This is a genomic window from Viridibacillus arenosi (assembly GCF_001955655.1).
GTDB classification, from domain to species: Bacteria; Bacillota; Bacilli; order Bacillales_A; family Planococcaceae; genus Viridibacillus; species Viridibacillus arenosi.
In genome coordinates, this window is record NZ_MSPW01000002.1 from 42,220 (window position 1) to 59,397 (window position 17,178).

14 protein-coding genes and 1 other annotated feature are annotated in these 17,178 nt (G+C 36.1%); of the genes, 11 read left to right on the forward strand and 3 right to left on the reverse strand.

The genetic code is table 11. The features are described 5' to 3' along the window. Positions 1 to 61 precede the first annotated feature (61 nt). From BK137_RS04125 to leuS, 4 genes are all read left to right on the forward strand, one after another. A complete protein-coding gene (locus BK137_RS04125; RefSeq protein WP_038188050.1) occupies positions 62 to 1,240 on the forward strand; it encodes an MDR family MFS transporter in 1,179 nt (392 codons plus the stop codon). 128 nt (positions 1,241 to 1,368) lie between these two features. Then, positions 1,369 to 2,058, forward strand: a complete 690-nt coding sequence (locus BK137_RS04130; RefSeq protein ID WP_038188046.1) for a CoA transferase subunit A — start codon at positions 1,369 to 1,371, stop codon at positions 2,056 to 2,058. A gap of 19 nt (positions 2,059 to 2,077) precedes the next feature. After that, complete coding sequence (locus BK137_RS04135) at positions 2,078 to 2,734, forward strand: 3-oxoacid CoA-transferase subunit B (RefSeq protein ID WP_038188043.1); 657 nt, start codon at positions 2,078 to 2,080, stop codon at positions 2,732 to 2,734. Between the two features lie 231 nt (positions 2,735 to 2,965). Beyond that, positions 2,966 to 3,181, forward strand: a binding site (T-box leader). A 96-nt stretch (positions 3,182 to 3,277) separates the two neighbouring features. Further along, positions 3,278 to 5,692, forward strand: a complete 2,415-nt coding sequence (gene leuS, locus BK137_RS04140) for a leucine--tRNA ligase (RefSeq protein WP_038188040.1) — start codon at positions 3,278 to 3,280, stop codon at positions 5,690 to 5,692. 185 nt (positions 5,693 to 5,877) lie between these two features. Here leuS and BK137_RS04145 read toward each other — a convergent pair whose 3' ends face one another. After that, complete coding sequence (locus tag BK137_RS04145) at positions 5,878 to 6,186, reverse strand: hypothetical protein (RefSeq protein WP_038188037.1); 309 nt, start codon at positions 6,184 to 6,186, stop codon at positions 5,878 to 5,880. A 321-nt stretch (positions 6,187 to 6,507) separates the two neighbouring features. On the opposite strand from BK137_RS04145, the gene BK137_RS04150 reads away from it, so the two are divergent. Further along, the gene (locus BK137_RS04150; protein WP_038188034.1) at positions 6,508 to 7,194 is read left to right on the forward strand and encodes an ArsR/SmtB family transcription factor; all 687 of its coding nucleotides are present in this window, start codon (positions 6,508 to 6,510) and stop codon (positions 7,192 to 7,194) included. 65 nt (positions 7,195 to 7,259) lie between these two features. Here the strand turns inward: BK137_RS04150 and BK137_RS04155 are convergent, their stop codons facing one another. Continuing rightward, positions 7,260 to 8,150, reverse strand: a complete 891-nt coding sequence (locus BK137_RS04155; RefSeq protein WP_038188029.1) for a DMT family transporter — start codon at positions 8,148 to 8,150, stop codon at positions 7,260 to 7,262. 286 nt (positions 8,151 to 8,436) lie between these two features. Between BK137_RS04155 and BK137_RS04160 the strand changes: the two genes are divergently transcribed. Both BK137_RS04160 and BK137_RS04165 read left to right on the forward strand, forming a co-directional pair. Then, positions 8,437 to 9,066: a Bax inhibitor-1/YccA family protein gene (locus BK137_RS04160; RefSeq protein WP_038188023.1), complete on the forward strand. Its 630-nt coding sequence runs from the start codon at positions 8,437 to 8,439 to the stop codon at positions 9,064 to 9,066. Between the two features lie 239 nt (positions 9,067 to 9,305). Next, the gene (locus BK137_RS04165) at positions 9,306 to 10,358 is read left to right on the forward strand and encodes a CAP domain-containing protein (protein WP_051448790.1); all 1,053 of its coding nucleotides are present in this window, start codon (positions 9,306 to 9,308) and stop codon (positions 10,356 to 10,358) included. A 208-nt stretch (positions 10,359 to 10,566) separates the two neighbouring features. Here BK137_RS04165 and BK137_RS04170 read toward each other — a convergent pair whose 3' ends face one another. Further along, positions 10,567 to 12,681 (reverse strand): sigma-54-dependent Fis family transcriptional regulator, encoded by a 2,115-nt coding sequence (locus BK137_RS04170; protein ID WP_162148719.1) that lies wholly within the window; start codon positions 12,679 to 12,681, stop codon positions 10,567 to 10,569. A gap of 441 nt (positions 12,682 to 13,122) precedes the next feature. Between BK137_RS04170 and BK137_RS04185 the strand changes: the two genes are divergently transcribed. The 4 genes from BK137_RS04185 (at position 13,123) to BK137_RS04200 (ending at position 17,167) form a co-directional block, all read left to right on the forward strand. Further along, on the forward strand, positions 13,123 to 14,286 hold the full coding sequence (locus BK137_RS04185; protein WP_235175761.1) for an acyl-CoA dehydrogenase family protein: 1,164 nt from the start codon (positions 13,123 to 13,125) through the stop codon (positions 14,284 to 14,286). Positions 14,287 to 14,310: 24 nt separating this feature from the next. Further along, positions 14,311 to 15,495 carry a CaiB/BaiF CoA transferase family protein gene (locus tag BK137_RS04190; RefSeq protein WP_038188021.1) on the forward strand — a complete coding sequence of 395 codons (1,185 nt, stop codon included), beginning with the start codon at positions 14,311 to 14,313 and terminating at the stop codon, positions 15,493 to 15,495. A 16-nt stretch (positions 15,496 to 15,511) separates the two neighbouring features. Next, positions 15,512 to 16,300: an enoyl-CoA hydratase/isomerase family protein gene (locus BK137_RS04195; RefSeq protein WP_038188016.1), complete on the forward strand. Its 789-nt coding sequence runs from the start codon at positions 15,512 to 15,514 to the stop codon at positions 16,298 to 16,300. Positions 16,301 to 16,396: 96 nt separating this feature from the next. Continuing rightward, a complete protein-coding gene (locus tag BK137_RS04200; RefSeq protein WP_038188011.1) occupies positions 16,397 to 17,167 on the forward strand; it encodes a 3-hydroxyacyl-CoA dehydrogenase in 771 nt (256 codons plus the stop codon). The last annotated feature ends 11 nt before the right edge of the window (positions 17,168 to 17,178 follow it).

Below are 17,178 nucleotides of genomic sequence, written 5' to 3' on the forward strand. Positions count from 1 at the left end.
TGTTGAAACAGTGGAAATGAAATAAGATTATTTAGTTATACGAAACAATGGGGGTAAGGGGATGCCGAAAAGTGTCTGGCTTTTAATAATTGGTATGCTTGTAAATGTTACAGGTAGTTCATTTTTATGGCCTTTAAATACAATTTATATGCATGATCATCTAGGCCAATCACTTTCTGTAGCGGGGCTTGTGTTAATGGCAAATGCTGCTGCAGGTGTTGTTGGTAACTTACTAGGTGGTTATTTATTTGACCGTTATGGCGGCTATAAGGCGATAATGTTCGGAATTATCGTGACAATTTTAGGTCTAATCTGTTTAACGATTTGGCATGGATGGCCACATTACGTGTGGTTTTTAACGCTAATCGGTTTTAGTGGTGGGGTAGTATTCCCAAGTATGTTCGCAATGGTAGGTACTGCTTGGCCTGAAGGAGGGCGACGTGGATTTAACGCCATTTACTTAGCTCAAAACTTAGGTGTAGCGATTGGTCCCGCTCTTGCAGGAGTTGTAGCGTCGTATAGCTTTGACTATTTATTTAGTGCGAATTTACTAATGTACGTAGTGTTCTTTTTCATTGCCTTTTTTGGTTTCAGGTCCATGGGTGAACAATCAATGGGGCCAACATCTGTTGTGAGTGAAAGTAAGCGTGTGAAGGATAAATCCTCTTTTATCGCACTATTAATAATATCATCAGGTTTCCTATTCAGTTGGATTGCCTATTCACAATGGACGACAACAATTTCATCGTATACACAAGATTTAGGTATTTCATTGAAGCAATATAGTTTGCTTTGGACTGTAAATGGTTTACTGATTGTAATTGGGCAACCACTGATTAATCCGATTGTAAAAAAATTGGAACATCTTATGAAAGCGCAACTAGTGTTAGGGATTTCCATCTACATCGTATCTTTTATTGTAGTGAGCTTTGCAGAATCATTCCAAATGTTCATGGTCGCAATTATCATTTTGACTTTTGGTGAAATGTTCGTATGGCCAGCAATTCCTACAATTGCTAGTACGTTAGCGCCCAAAGGACGAGATGGATTTTATCAAGGTGTTGTAAATAGTGCTGCAATGATAGGACGAATGGTCGGCCCATTTATAGGTGGTGTGCTGGCTGATCAATTAGGGATGCATATTATGTTCATTGTTTTAACAATTTTCCTTGCGATTGCTATAGTACCTTACGTCATGTATGATCGACCACTAAAAGAGAAAAAAACTGAGAGTCTTTGAGATTCTCAGTTTTTTTATTTACATAAAATACTACAAAAATATATATTTCTGCTAGAATTTGAATATTTATTACTTGTTTGAGAAAATGAAAGAGGGAGAAATTTTAAGTGAAGAAAGGGGTAGTGAAGATGAAGCCTATTTATACTTCTGCAAATGAAGCGATTGCTGATATTCAAGATGGTATGACACTTATGGTGGGTGGGTTTGGCTTAGTTGGTATTCCAGAGCAACTCATTCTAGCTTTAGTTGAAAAAGAAGTGAAAGACTTAACAATCATTTCTAACAATTGTGGCATTGATGATTGGGGACTTGGATTACTGCTACATAAAAAACAAATAAAGAAAATGATCGGTTCTTATGTAGGAGAGAATAAGGAATTCGAGCGTCAGGTACTATCTGGTGAAATTGAGATAGAACTGACACCACAAGGCACACTAGCCGAGAAAATTCGTGCTGGTGGAGCAGGGATTCCAGCATTTTATACACCTGCGGGAGTGGGGACTCCTATTGCAGAAGGGAAGGAAACACGCATATTCGATGGTAAGGAATATGTCTTAGAAGAAGCCTTACGTGCAGACTTTTCATTAATAAGAGCAGCTAAGGCAGATCGTTTTGGTAATTTAATTTATAACAAAACAGCACAAAACTTTAATCCAATCATGGCTGCGGCAGGACTTTTTACGATTGCAGAAATAGAGGAATTAGTGGAGCCGGGGGATATTGACCCGAACCAAGTTCAGACGCCGAGCATTTACGTACAAGGCCTAGTTCAGGCGAAGCAGGAAAAAAGAATTGAACGCTTAATGATTCGTTCTTAAAGAAAGGGGACTTTGAGATATGAATGTAAGAGAAATAATAGCACGTCGTGCGGAGCAGGAAATTGCTGACGGGAATTATGTCAATTTAGGAATTGGTATGCCAACATTAGTGGCTAATTATATAGCTCCAAATAAACAAGTAATTTTACAATCAGAAAATGGATTATTAGGAATTGGGCCATATCCAACAAAGGATGAGGTAGATCCTGATTTGATAAATGCAGGGAAAGAAACGGTAACAACTATTCCTGGCTCTGCTTTTTTTAGCAATGCTGAATCATTTGCTATGATCCGCGGAGGGCATATTGATGTAGCCATTTTAGGTGGAATGGAAGTATCTGAAACAGGTGACTTAGCTAATTGGATGATTCCAGGTAAAATGATTAAAGGTATGGGCGGAGCAATGGACTTAGTACATGGCGCGAAGAAAATTATCGTAATAATGGAGCATGTAGCAAAGGATGGCTCTGCTAAGATTAAAAAGACTTGTGAGCTACCGTTAACAGGAAAGTCCGTTGTCGACAAAATCATTACTGATCGAGCTGTCATTGATGTAACACCTACAGGACTGGTATTAAGAGAAGTATTTGAAGGGTATACAGTAGAAGAAGTTGTTGCGGCTACTGGGGCCAATCTAAATATTGAAAATGTTCAGGAAAATGTAGTAGTAAGATAAGTATATTCTAAATAAAAAAGAAAGGCATAAGTAGGGTATGCCTTTCTTTTTTTACTTTAAAATAAAACGCGTATTATTGATATTCTTTTCTTTACATATATATATAGTAGAAATCGAACCTTTTACATATTATAAAAAACACTCATATTGAATATCTTAACCCTTTTATTTACAATGATTTTTAAATTGCTTGTCATTTTGGCTCAATTCGATTAGAATTAGATTCAATATAACAAGACTATGATAAGGAATAGTAAATTTATTTGATTTTCAAGAGAGCTAGCGGGTGGTGTGAGCTAGTAAATGGATAAATTGAACTCGCCTTGGAGTCTGCAATGGTGAATACAAGTGTAACCAAAGCCGTTTTCCGCGTTAAGGAGTCAAGTTGAGTGTAATACACTAATTTGGGTGGTACCGCGGGAACCTTTTTAAGCTCTCGTCCCTTTTTCTAGGGACGGGAGTTTTTATTTTGTCTAAAATATAGGAATATTATGACAATGTAAAAGGCGAAACTTGTTTTATTATTTTAAGGAGGAGAAATCATTGAATTTCAATCATCAAGAGATCGAAAAGAAATGGCAATCGTATTGGGCAGAACATAATACATTTAAAACTGTCAATGATGAATCAAAGCCAAAATTTTATGCACTAGATATGTTCCCTTATCCATCAGGAGCGGGTCTACATGTTGGACACCCTGAAGGATATACAGCAACAGATATTTTAAGTCGTTTCAAGCGTATGCAAGGCTATAATGTCCTTCACCCAATCGGTTGGGATGCATTCGGACTACCTGCTGAACAATATGCTTTAGACACGGGTAATGATCCTGCTGAATTTACAGCAAAAAATATTGCGACATTTAAACGTCAAATTCAAGAACTTGGCTTTTCATATGACTGGGATCGTGAAATCAATACAACAGATCCAAGCTACTATAAATGGACTCAATGGATTTTCGTCCAATTATACAAAAAAGGCTTAGCTTATATTGATGAGGTAGCTGTTAACTGGTGCCCAGCACTTGGTACAGTACTTGCCAATGAAGAAGTAATTGATGGTAAATCAGAACGTGGTGGACACCCTGTTGAACGCCGTCCTATGAAACAATGGATGCTGAAAATTACTGCTTATGCTGATCGTTTAGTCGACGATTTAGAAGAAGTAGATTGGCCAGAAAATATTAAAGATATGCAACGTCACTGGATTGGTCGCTCTGAAGGTGCAGAAGTGGCATTCACAGTAGATGGTACAAATCAATCGTTCCGTGTATTCACAACACGCCCGGACACATTATTTGGTGCTACTTATGCAGTACTTGCCCCTGAACATAAACTAGTAGCTGAAATTACAACAGATGCACAAAAAGCAGCAGTTGAAGCATACTTAGACGAAGTGAAAATGAAATCAGATCTTGAACGTACTGATCTTGCAAAAGAAAAAACTGGTGTCTTCACAGGCGCTTATGCAGTTAATCCGATTAATGGTGAAAAAATGCCGATTTGGATCGCGGACTATGTACTTGCAACATATGGTACAGGAGCAATCATGGCTGTTCCTGCTCACGATGAACGTGACTACGAATTTGCAAAACAATTCGATTTACCAATCGTTGAAGTTGTAGCTGGTGGAGATATCGAAAAAGAAGCTTACGCTGGAGAAGGTAAACATGTTAACTCTGGATTCCTTGATGGTTTAGGCAAAGAAGAAGCTATTGCTAAAGCGATTGAATGGTTAGAAGAAAAAGGCGTAGGTGAAAAGAAAATTTCTTATCGTTTACGCGACTGGTTATTTAGCCGTCAACGTTATTGGGGAGAGCCGATTCCAGTTATCCATTGGGAAGATGGCGAAGTAACAACGCTTGATGAATCAGAACTACCACTTATTTTACCTAAAACAGATGATATCCGCCCAAGTGGAACAGGAGAATCACCACTTGCGAATATTGAAGAGTGGGTAAATGTAGTTGACCCTGTAACAGGTAAAAAAGGTCGTAGAGAAACAAATACTATGCCACAATGGGCTGGTTCAAGTTGGTACTTCCTGCGTTATATCGATCCAACAAATGATGAAATGCTAGCGGATCCAGAATTATTAAAACGCTGGTTACCAGTTGATATTTACATTGGTGGTCAAGAGCACGCTGTTCTGCATTTACTATATGCTCGTTTCTGGCATAAAGTATTGTACGATCTAGGTGTTGTACCAACTAAAGAGCCTTTCCAAAAATTATTTAACCAAGGGATGATTTTAGGAGAAGGTAATGAAAAAATGTCTAAATCAAAAGGGAATGTAGTAAACCCTGATGATATCATTGCGAGCCACGGTGCAGATACACTTCGACTTTACGAAATGTTCATGGGCCCACTTGAAGCATCTATTCCATGGTCTGAAAATGGCCTTGATGGAGCGCGACGCTTCTTAGATCGTATCTGGCGTTTATTTATCAATGAAGATGGATCATTATCAGATAAAATCCAAGCTTCAGAAGATACTACTTTAGAAAAAGTGTATAACCAAACAGTGAAAAAAGTAACTGAAAACTACGAGCATATTCGTTTCAACACGGCTATTTCACAAATGATGGTATTCATCAATGATTGCTACAAAGCAGATGTCGTGCCAACAGCTTATGCTGAAGGCTTCGTTAAAATGTTAGCGCCAATTGCTCCTCACATTGCAGAAGAATTATGGGCGAAATTTGGTAAAGAAGAAACATTAACATACGCTGCATGGCCAACATTTGATGAGTCAAAATTAACTGACGATGAAATCGAAGTAGTAGTGCAAGTAAATGGTAAAGTAAAAAACAAAATTTTAGTAGCAAAAGACGCATCTCGTGAGGACTTACAAGAAATTGCATTAGCAGATGAAAAAATTGCAGAACTACTTGCAGGTAAAGAAATTAAGAAAATTATCGCTGTTCCTGGGAAACTTGTGAATATTGTAGCGATTTAAGCTTCACCAATTAATACTTCTGCTATTTAGCAGTTTAACCATATCTTCTCTTTAAAATGGAGAGAAGATGTGGTTTTTTCTTTTTTTAATAGCGCAAGGAGTACTGGGGTTTCAAATTTAGTCCGCACAAAAATACACAGTTTCAATTTTGCGAAATTGAAGCTGTGTATTATTAATTGATTAATTTACAAATCTCTCTGAATCGAACTTTTTCCTAAACCCATAAAAAAATCAATGAAATAAGCGATAGCGATTAAAATATGAATGGCCCACCCAAGGATAGGAATCCACGTCAGTAAAGTTAAGATAATCGCTAAAATTGGTACAACTTTTGAGTGACCAGTAACAAAGCGAAGGACAAGAACGATGACGTGAATAACTAGCGCAGTCGTTAAAGCTGAGTATCCAGAACCAATCATAATAGCTCCACCTAAAATAGGTATAGCTAATAATAGTTCATATAAAAAAGCAATAATAGTTGGGATTATAAACATATACAAAACCTCCTGATTAGATATCATACCCTATATACGTTTGAAAACAACAATAGTTGCAAAGATAATTAATTTATAAATAAATGACTTAGAATATTAGTGTCTAAAGGTAAAGTGGGATAAATTTCAAGGGTTATTCCACTATCGCTACTTAGGGTGTTTAATAAGAAACGATGATAAAGCTGAGCAAAGTTCTTTGGAAAGTGATAATGGCAAAATGGAAGTTGATGTTCAAATAAGATTCAACGTATTTGGTGCATATTGTAAGTATTCTATACTTTGACTATAATCGAAATATGGAATGCGGAAAGGGTGTTTGAAATGAGTATAAATCCAAATGTGGCTGAGGTTGCCGCTCTCCTTGGAGAAACATCAAGAGCAACTATTCTTACAAGTTTAATGGATGGGCGTTTTCATACAGCCAGTGAATTAGCTTATATGGCAGCTGTAACACCACAAACTGCGAGCTTTCACCTTGCGAAATTAGTAGAAGGTAATTTGGTGAAAGTAGAGAAACAGGGACGTCATCGCTATTTTCAGCTAGAGGGTGGAGAAGTCGCCCGTATTTTAGAATCTTTTCTGGCCATCTCGCCACCTCCTGAAGTGCGCTCATTAAAACAATCTAACCAAGTGAAATTACTTCAGGAAGCTAGAACTTGTTATGACCATTTAGCCGGTAAGTTAGGTATAAATTTAACCGAGTCAATGTTGCATTCAGGTTATCTAAAAAAAGAAGAGAGAGAATTTATAGTTACTCCTACTGGAGAACAATTCTTTACTGAATTAGGCATTGATATAGGTAAACTAAAAAGAAAACGCCGCTCATTTTCACATGCTTGCTTAGACTGGAGTGAGCGTCAACATCATCTTGCAGGTGCTTTAGGAAATGGACTAATGACACACTTTTTTGATTTAGGATGGATAGTTAGAGTGCCATCTATACGTGCTGTTAAAATTACAGACAAAGGAAAAATAGGTTTCAAACAGAAATTTAATATTAATATGTAATGATGAAATGAAAAACCCTCGCCTAATTATATAGATAAGGCGAGGGTTATTCGATTAAACAAAAGCTATTCATTTACTTTTACAGTACTTTGAACTAGATTTTTTTTGAAATTACTATTGACCAAATAAATACCAATAATTATAAAGAGGCCACCAACTATAAGAGAAGGGTATAACGGTTCATCTAATAATAACCAGCCAGTTAATACCCCAAAGAAAGGTGCTAAAAATAAAAAGGCACTCGTTTTTCCTGGATCACCTTTTTGTAAAAGATAATACCATACGGCAAATTGAACAATGGATGACATAATACTTAGCCATAATAAAATGAGTATTGAGTTACCATTCAAAATAAAAAATGACTTTTCAAGAGTAAAACTACCAAGTAATAATATTAATCCACCGAACAGCATTTGATAGGCAGATAAAACCCAGTTATCAAAAAAGGCTCCCCATTTTTTAGCTAATAATGTGGCCATCGCCCAAAATACAGCAGACAGAATACCAAAAAGAATACCAATCTTAAATTCAATTTGCGCTCCCATTGTTATACTTACGCCTACTAAACCTAAAAGAACGCCAATCCATTGATAATATTTATAGCGTATTTGAGAAAAAATAGTACCGAATACCACTACGAGTAGTGGGTTTGTGAAAGTGAGAATTGAGGACTCACTAGCCGTAATTGTTCGTAAACTTAAAAAGATACAACCCATAACACCAGCTGTTTGCAAACTCCCAATTATCAGCAACTTTACCCAACTTTCCTTTGAAGTTGGATGAGGTCTTTTTAAAATAATCACGATTATTGCCATGATGATTCCCGCAAGTGTAAAGCGTAATGCTGCTAATAACAATGGTGAAGAATAAGGCAAACCAATTTTAACGACTGCAAAAGAAGACCCCATTAAAAATGTTGTTAAAACTATCAGCGGTATAAATTTGAAAGTATTCATATTCAATCTCCCTACATATTATAATGACTAATCTATATAAAGTATAAATGCTGGATATTTCAACTGTTATCGAAGTATGGAATGCGAAAATGCGAGATAAACATATAGTGGTAAATAACTAGATATTATGAATTAGGCTCATTATTGTTATAGATTTTTTAGCTAAAGAAGAATTTCATAATTGTTTGAAAGGGGGAAAGAAGTCTGATAAATCCATACTATTAAACATTTCTTCAAAAAAGATTTATACTGGAAGTAGCTTAATAATATAGGAGAGATAAATTTAATGGAATCACAATTTCCGAAGGTTCTTCGGTTCTTTACCTTGCTGTGGGTAGTCACAGCAATCGGGCTATTTGCTGGGATATTTGTTCCCGTATCACTAGTAATGCCTATTAGTATTGCAACGGTTGTTTTGCTGTTAATCGTTATGTTTAGTCGAGCTGCAAGAAAAGCGAGTAAAATGATCTCCATCCTTTTTGCTTTCTTAACAGGTGTGACATTATATAGCTTGCTCCAATTTTACATCGGTGCATTAGGCGGAAGTCTAGTACTGGTTATCTTCGGTACAACTGCAGCGATCTTCATCGTAGCAGGAATTATTGGCTATAATACTAAACGCAATTTAGGTAACTGGGGCAAATTTTTGTTCATCGTATTAATCGGTGTCATCATTTTTTCTATCATTACAATTTTCGTTGGTTTTAGTGATATTGTTATGGTCTTTGCAAGTGCAATTGGTGTTTTGCTGTTTGTAGGTTATACGTTGTACGATATGAATCAAATTGCCCGAAGTTATATTAGTGATGAGGAAGTGCCACTCGTTGCATTAAATCTATACTTAGATTTTATCAACCTATTCACAGAACTACTAAAACTCATTTACCATTTAAAAAACATAATAAATAGAGATTAACTGATGAAGAGATAGGTAAAGTATGGATGAGATGCTTTCCCTATCTTTTTATTATGGAGAATAATACAAATTAACTGAGTAATTTATTTTAAAATGTAATTTGAGTTTTATTAAATTATCCATTTTTTTGATAAGAAATTGTACTTCTTGTCCTTTTAAACTATTTTTAACTATATTACTATAATAGAGTTATACATGAAAGTTTAGGTAATTTAAGCAACAGAAGGGAAGTAAGCACGATGTATAAGAAGATATTTTCATGTTTGATTGCTATCCTCTTAATGGTAGGAACGTTATCGACAACAGGATTCGCGGCAACTAGTGTTAAGTTTAAAGACGTTTCTAAAACTCATTCAAACAAAAAAGCAATTGAGTATGTAGTTTCAAAAAAAATAATGACGGGGTATAAAGGTAGCAAATTTAAACCATCTAGTTATGTAACTCGTGAGGATGCGGCTAAAGCAATTGTGAAAGCTTTAAAACTTTCTACTAAGAACCGTCCTAATCCGAAATTTACGGATTTAAAGAAATCGAGTAAGGCATATCCATATGCCGCAACTTTAGTAGACGAAAAAATTTGGAAGAAATCCAAAAAATTCAATCCAAAAGGTAAAATAACGAAAATTGAAATGGCAACTATGTTAACAAAGGCGTATAAACTAAAATCCGTAAAAAATCTGTCCTACTCAGATGTATCTAAGAAAAACAAAGCATATAAAGATGTACAAGCATTTGTCACAACAGGTGTTGGGAAACGAAAAACATCAACAAAGTTTGGTGCAAGTGATTTAGTTAAACGAGGAGCATTTGCTCAGTACATATACAATGGGAACCTTTATAAAAAAGGTAAATTAAAATCACCATTTAAAAAAGAACCTGTAAAGAAACCAGAAACAAAACCTTTAACTTTTAGCGAACAAGTAGTTAATCTTATGAATGTAGAAAGAAAAAAAGTTGGAGTGGAACCACTTAAAATAGACAAAAGGCTAGAGAAAACAGCTACTCTTAAATCAGAAGACATGCGTGATCTTCAATACTTTAGCCACACGAGTCCTACATACGGTTCTCCGTTTGATATGATGCGTAAATACGGAATCAGTTATTACTATGCAGGTGAAAATATTGCGGCTGGCAAATCAACTCCAGAAGCAGTTATGAATTCTTGGATGAATAGTCCCGGTCATAAAGCAAACATGCTAAATAGCCGTTTTACTCATATTGGGGTGGGTTATGCCAACGGTGGCCCTTATAGACATTACTGGACACAACAGTTTATTGCAGTAAGTTATTAAGTTATATGTATTTTTAATAAAAAAGCGAGGAGAAAACATTATGTTTTCTCCTCGCTTTTTACTTTAGGGACTTAAGAATATTTCTTGATTTATCAAAAAAAATATATTATTGCCTCTTTTATTTTAACAAGGAAGTATGATTGATTTTCTCTTTTGTATACCTATTATATTGGTAGTATGCTCGAAATAGATTATATTGTAATGACCTTTATTTACTTATATTATATTTTTTTATCTTTTCGTAAAGCCAAGTGCGACTGATACCCAATAATCTACTTGCTTTTGCTTTATTTCCATTTGTTTCTTTAAGTGCAGCAAGTATGAGTTCTTTTTCTTTAAGATCAATAGCATTCCAGTATGGCTTATTATTATGTTCCTCCGAATATGATAGAAGTGTATTTGTTTGATCTATTCTTATACTTTCAGTTGTTGTAAGAATATTAGCATTAAACGATTCTGGAAGGTGTTGAGCATCTATATATCCATCACTTGTTAGATTTGCTGCTCTTTCTAAAATATTATGTAGCTCACGAATATTACCTGGCCAGTTATAGTTTAATAACTTTGTTAATGCAGAATGTGTGATTCCTTCTAAATGAAATCCTGAAAGTTTTAGTTGTGAAATAATGGATTCTGCAATATCAGGTATATCCTCGATCCGGTCTCGTAAAGGTGGAATGTTAATCCTCATTATATTTAAACGATAGTATAAATCTTCTCTGAATTTCCCCTCTTTAATAAGTATTTCAAGGTTTTGATTTGTTGCAGCAATAATTTTAGTTTGGAGTTTAATAATACGATTGCTCCCTATTGGTTCAAACTCCTTTTCTTGTAAAACTCGCAATAGTTTTGATTGGAGGGAAAGAGGCATATCACCGATTTCATCTAAAAATAATGTTCCATTTTGAGCCATTTCAAATTTCCCTTTTTTCCCACCCTTTTTTGCACCAGTAAATGAGCCTTCAGCATAACCGAAGAACTCTGATTCCATTAACTCTGGAGGAATTGCTGCACAGTTCACTTGAATAAACATACCGGTCTGAGAAGAAGAGGCATGAATTCCATGTGCAAATAATTCTTTTCCAGTACCACTTTCCCCTAAAAGTAAAACCGTTGATAAACTATGAGAAGCAGCTAAGGCCTCTTTTTTTATCCTTTTAATATTAGAAGATTCCCCAATAATATTAGCAAAAGAGTATTTTGTTCCTTTAAGTTCATTCAATTCTTTTTGATAGTAAGTGACTTGTTGTTCCAAGTTATTTACCTTTTTAATAGCTTCTTGCAAATGCTTTAAACCACGGTATGTAATTTTACAAATTGCTCCGATAATTTCTTCATTGTTTTTTATAGGTAAGATTGTAATAAGACATTGTGTCTTACCAATTAATTTTGCAACATTCGTTATTCTGACACCGGTTTGTAGAGCTTCATCTAATCCTAAATCAGGGTACATGTTCAAAATGGATTGCCCTAAAAGTTCATTACTTTGAACATTATATAATTCACAAAAGCCATTATTGACCATCGTTATTTCTGCCTTTTGATCAACTAAAATTATGCCATCATAAGCTAGCTCAATAACGCTTCTTAACTTTTCCTCCCATTCCTTAGAAAAACGTAGTTCACTGGCCATTTTTTCAATATTAGTGAAATCATCCATTATGACCATGGAACCAACTAGTTTATTTTTTTCTATCAATGGATAACTCTGTACGACAAGGCTATGCCCATTTAAATGCATCTTCTTTTTCATTATTTGTTCTTTGTGATGCAATATCCCAGTTAATAGATTAGTAATCTCCTCAAGTCCGTTTAATTCATTGAATATATGTTGTTTATTGGGTAATAATTGAAGGATTTTTTCTGCTACAGGATTGATGGCGTTAACCTTAAACTTAGTATCAACGGAAAATAATCCGAAATTTAAGTTTTCAAATAGTAAGGATTGTTGGGTTTGCAATCGATCATATACTAAGTCGTATGCAAATAATATTTGTGATGTAGATAGAATACCAATAGGATGCAATTGTCGATTGACGACTGGAGCATGTCCAATTTGATGTTTAAGCAGTAATTTTCGAGTCTCATTAATATCTTGATCTGGATATAAAAAAATGGGATTAAAATTAATAAAAGATGTGATTGGGCACTGAAATGAATAACCTTCTGCTAGTATTTGAATAATTTTATTTTTTGTTAATAAACCTATTAACCTTTTATCATCGTTAACTACCGGAATAATTTGCGAGTTTATTTTAGCGAAAATTTCCAATGTATCTTGAATTGTGTAATGTACTGTACAAGTAGGCGAATCTTTCATCATGATATCCTCGACACGCATTATAAAATTCCTCCACTTATAAAATTCTGATTATTATAAATATTATAACAAAACAGTGTACAGTTAACACTTATTTGTTAACATGCATCATTTATTTACGGAAATGTGTTCACGACTATGTACATATGTATTTTACAAATCACTCAATATTCATGGGATATCAATGAAAAATAAAGTTGGCATGGGTCTTGCTTATATAAAGTAAAGCCAAAGTTTTATCGGAAGAAGGTGGTTTTGTTGAGATTAAATGAATTCGTAGTCAGGCAGAAATTTCAATCAGAGCCAATTGAAATTCTTCATATGGTTCAAGACAAAGAAGAGGAGAAATTATTACGATCTCATTAACAACATACAATCAAAATGAAAAAAGCGTACTAAAGGTCGAGGTGTCTGGCATCGTCAAAGTGTAAAGGAGAATTATATATGACAATGAGTGAGTTATATCAAGCAGATGAATTGTTTTTATTTCGTAAATCCATTCAATCCATAGCAAAGAAAGTGATTGAACCTGACTATAGTAAGTGGGAAGAAAGTGGATCAATCCCTCGTGAATTATGGAGAAAGCTAGGGGATGAAGGGCTGTTATGTATAGATATTCCAGAAAGATACGGTGGGTCAGGAGCGCCCTTCGCTTATTCTGTAACAGTGATCGATGAGTTGAATCGTTTAGGTTATGCAGCAATTGCTGTTAATTTATCGGTCCATTCTAATATTATTGCTCATTACATATTGAGCTCAGGAAATGAAGAGCAAAAAAATTACTACCTACCAAAAATGGCTACTGGTGAACTTGTCGGTGCAATTGCAATGACTGAACCCGGAGCTGGAAGTGATCTTCAAGGAATTCAAACAACAGCCCGGTTTGATGAAGTTCAATCAACTTACGTTATAAATGGTTCGAAAACATTTGTTAGTAATGGCCAACTTTGTGATTTCGTGATTGTTGTTGCTAAAACAGATTTCCAAGTACCTGCATCAAAAGGAACAACATTATTTATTGTAGATTTATCAATTTCAGGTATAAGCCGAGGGAAAAACCTTCAAAAAATAGGATTACATGCATGTGACACATCTGAAATGTTTCTAGAAGACGTATTAGTTCCGGAGGAAGCAATTTTAGGAGAATTAAATAGAGGATTTATAACATTAATGAAGGAACTTCCAAGGGAGAGGTTAACAATCGCAATAGGAGCCCAAGGAGCAATGGAAGGAGTACTAGATTTAACCATCACTTATGTAAGTGAACGCAATGCATTTGGAAAACCAATTAGTCAATTTCAAAATACTAAATTTCGCATTGCAGAAATGAAGACGGAGGCAAGAGTGAATCGTTCGTTTGTTAATGAATGTCTGTATTTATTAGAAAGAGGAGAACTTGATACTGAGACAGCAAGTATGGCTAAACTTACATGCACTGAAGCACAAGGGAAAATCGTAGACGGTTGCCTACAATTATTCGGAGGATACGGGTATATGCGGGAATATCCAATCTCTAGAGCTTTTGTGGATGCTAGAATTCAAAGGATTTTTGGAGGTACCTCTGAAATTATGAAAGAGATTATTAGTAGAGGTATTTTTGGAAAATAAGAAAAGAAGGGGAGTTAATCGATAATGGGCATATTAAATGGATTGAAAATATTAGACTTTTCAACCTTATTGCCGGGACCGTATGCCACGATGATGCTCGCTGATTTAGGTGCTGAAGTAATTCGGGTAGAGTCCTCAACAAGAGTCGATTTAATCAGAGTTACACCACCTTTTGACAAAGATGATTTGTCTGCTGCCCACGGGTATTTAAATCGCTCAAAACGATCGTTGACATTAAATTTGAAGCAGGCGGCATCAGTGGAAATCATTAAAACGTTAGTGGCCGAATACGATATCGTTATTGAACAATTTAGGCCGGGTGTTATGGAGCGTTTAGGTCTTGATTATGAATCACTAAAGAAGGTGAATTCTAAACTCATTTACTGTTCGCTGACAGGATACGGTCAAACAGGTCCTTACCGCAATCGACCAGGGCATGATAATAACTATTTGTCAGTGGCTGGTGTAATGGACTACTCACGTCGTAAAGGAAAAGTTCCGACAACGATGGGTATCCAAATTGCGGATATAGCGGGTGGGTCATTGCATTCGGTTATTGGAATATTGGCAGCTGTTGTTCATCGGGAGAAGACTGGAGAAGGGCAATACATCGACGTAAGTATGACAGATGCTGCTTTTTCAATGAATGCGGTATATGGATCGGGATATCTCGTCGGAGGAATCGAGCCACAACCAGAAGAAATGCAGTTAAATGGTGGCACATTTTATGATTTCTATGAAACGAAAGACGGACGATATTTTTCCGTTGGTAGCATTGAGCCACCCTTTAAAAAAATACTTTGCGAGGCTCTTGGGAAATCGGAATTATTTGAATTGGGGATGAGTGAACAAGCAGAGGACCAAGGCATGTTTAAGAAAGAAATTAAAGCAGTCTTTTTAACAAAGAATTATGAAGAATGGCTTACCGTGTTTGATGAAGATTTAGAGGCATGCGTGGAACCAGTATTAACGTTTGCTGAAGCGTGCGATCATCCACAACTCCAAGCAAGGGGAATGATTGTAGATGTCCCGAAAGCAGATGGCTCTAGTCAAAAACAAATGGCTACTCCAATCAAATTTTCATCAGCTAAACCAATTTATCAGCATGTAGGTACAGCTGTCGGTGAAAATACAGCAGAAATTTTAGAAGGACAAGGATTTAGTGAGCATCAAATTAGAGAATGGAAAGAACAAGGCGTATTTAAATAAAGGGGGGCAATTTACAATGAGCAATCAACCAATTATTTATGAAAAACGTAAACAAACAGCATGGATTTACTTAAACCGCCCAGACGAAATGAACTCAATAGGAAAAGCTTTATTGCTGGCTTTGAAGGAGGCAATTGTCCAAGCGGAAAACGATGATGACATCCGTGTTGTTGTACTTTCAGGCAAGGGGAAAGCATTTTGTGCAGGAGCAAATTTAAAGGAACTACTGGAAGACCTTGAGGTGAAGTATCAAAAGGAACCTGGCTTATTAGATTTAAGTGAAGAGCTTTTTGGGAAGTTAGAAAAGTTGAGTAAACCTTTAATTGCTGCATTAAACGGTATTACATTGGCGGGCGGTCTAGAGCTTGCGATGACGGCCGATTTTGTGATTGCGTCTGAAAAAGCGAAAATCGGAGATGCTCATGCTAATTTCGGTGTGTTACCTGGAGCAGGTGGCGCTGTAAAGTTGCCACGAAAAATTGGTGTTAACCGTGCGAAGTACTTACTGTTCACTGGAGAATTTATTAGTGCAGCTGAAATGAAGGAATACGGACTTGTCCAAGAAGTAGTTAGTTCTGAGGAATTGGAAATTACTGTACAAGAGATTGCAGACAAAATTACGGAGAAAAGTCCTTTGGTCCTTCGCAAGATGAAACAACTTGTAACGGATGGATTGGAGCAACCTGTAGAAATCGCATTGAAACAAGAATTGCTATCGTTGAAAGCGCATACAAAGTCATACGATATGGCAGAAGGATTAGCTGCTTTCACAGAAAAACGAAAACCAGTTTTTGAAGGATATTAACCTCAATCAGTAGTAGTTCAAACTATTGCTTTATAAAAGGAATTCTATCGGTGAAGGCAGCAAATTTTGATCAATAAAAGAATTGGAGTGGAGAACATGAATATAAAAGATAAAGTAGCAATTGTTACAGGTGGAGCTTCTGGTTTAGGACTTGGTACGGTTACAAGTTTAGTAGAAAGAGGAGCAAAAGTAGTCATTTTTGATTTGAATGAAGAAAAAGCACAACAGGCTTGTGAACAATTGGGTGAAAACGTTGTTTACGCGCTTGTAAATGTTACGGACGATGCATCTGTACAGGCTGGAATTGTGAAAGTCATTGAGACATTTGGAGGGGTGCATATTTGTGTGAACTGCGCAGGTGTCGGAACTCCTCAAAAGACATTAGGCCGTTCTGGAGCAATGCCTTTAGAAAACTTTAAACAAGTGATAGATATCAATTTGAATGGGACTTTTAATGTACTGAGATTAGCAGCGACAGAAATGGCGAAAAATGAACCTCTTACAGATGCAGGCGAACGTGGGATTATTATTAACACGGCATCAGTAGCTGCTTTTGACGGGCAAATGGGGCAGGCAGCTTATGGTGCAAGTAAAGCTGGAGTCGCAGGAATGACTTTGCCAGTTGCGCGCGACCTATCTTCTTTTGGCATTCGTATTAATACGATTGCGCCTGGTTTGTTCCGTACACCAATGGCAGAGACCTTGTCAGAAAAAGTGGTTGAGAAATTGGAAAGCATGGTCGAGTTTCCAAAACGTCTTGGAAAACCGACTGAATACGCATCGTTGGTACTATTCATGATTGAAAATGAGTATATAAACGGTGAAGTGATTCGTCTAGATGGTGGAATTCGAATGTCACCACGTTAAGCGATGAATCA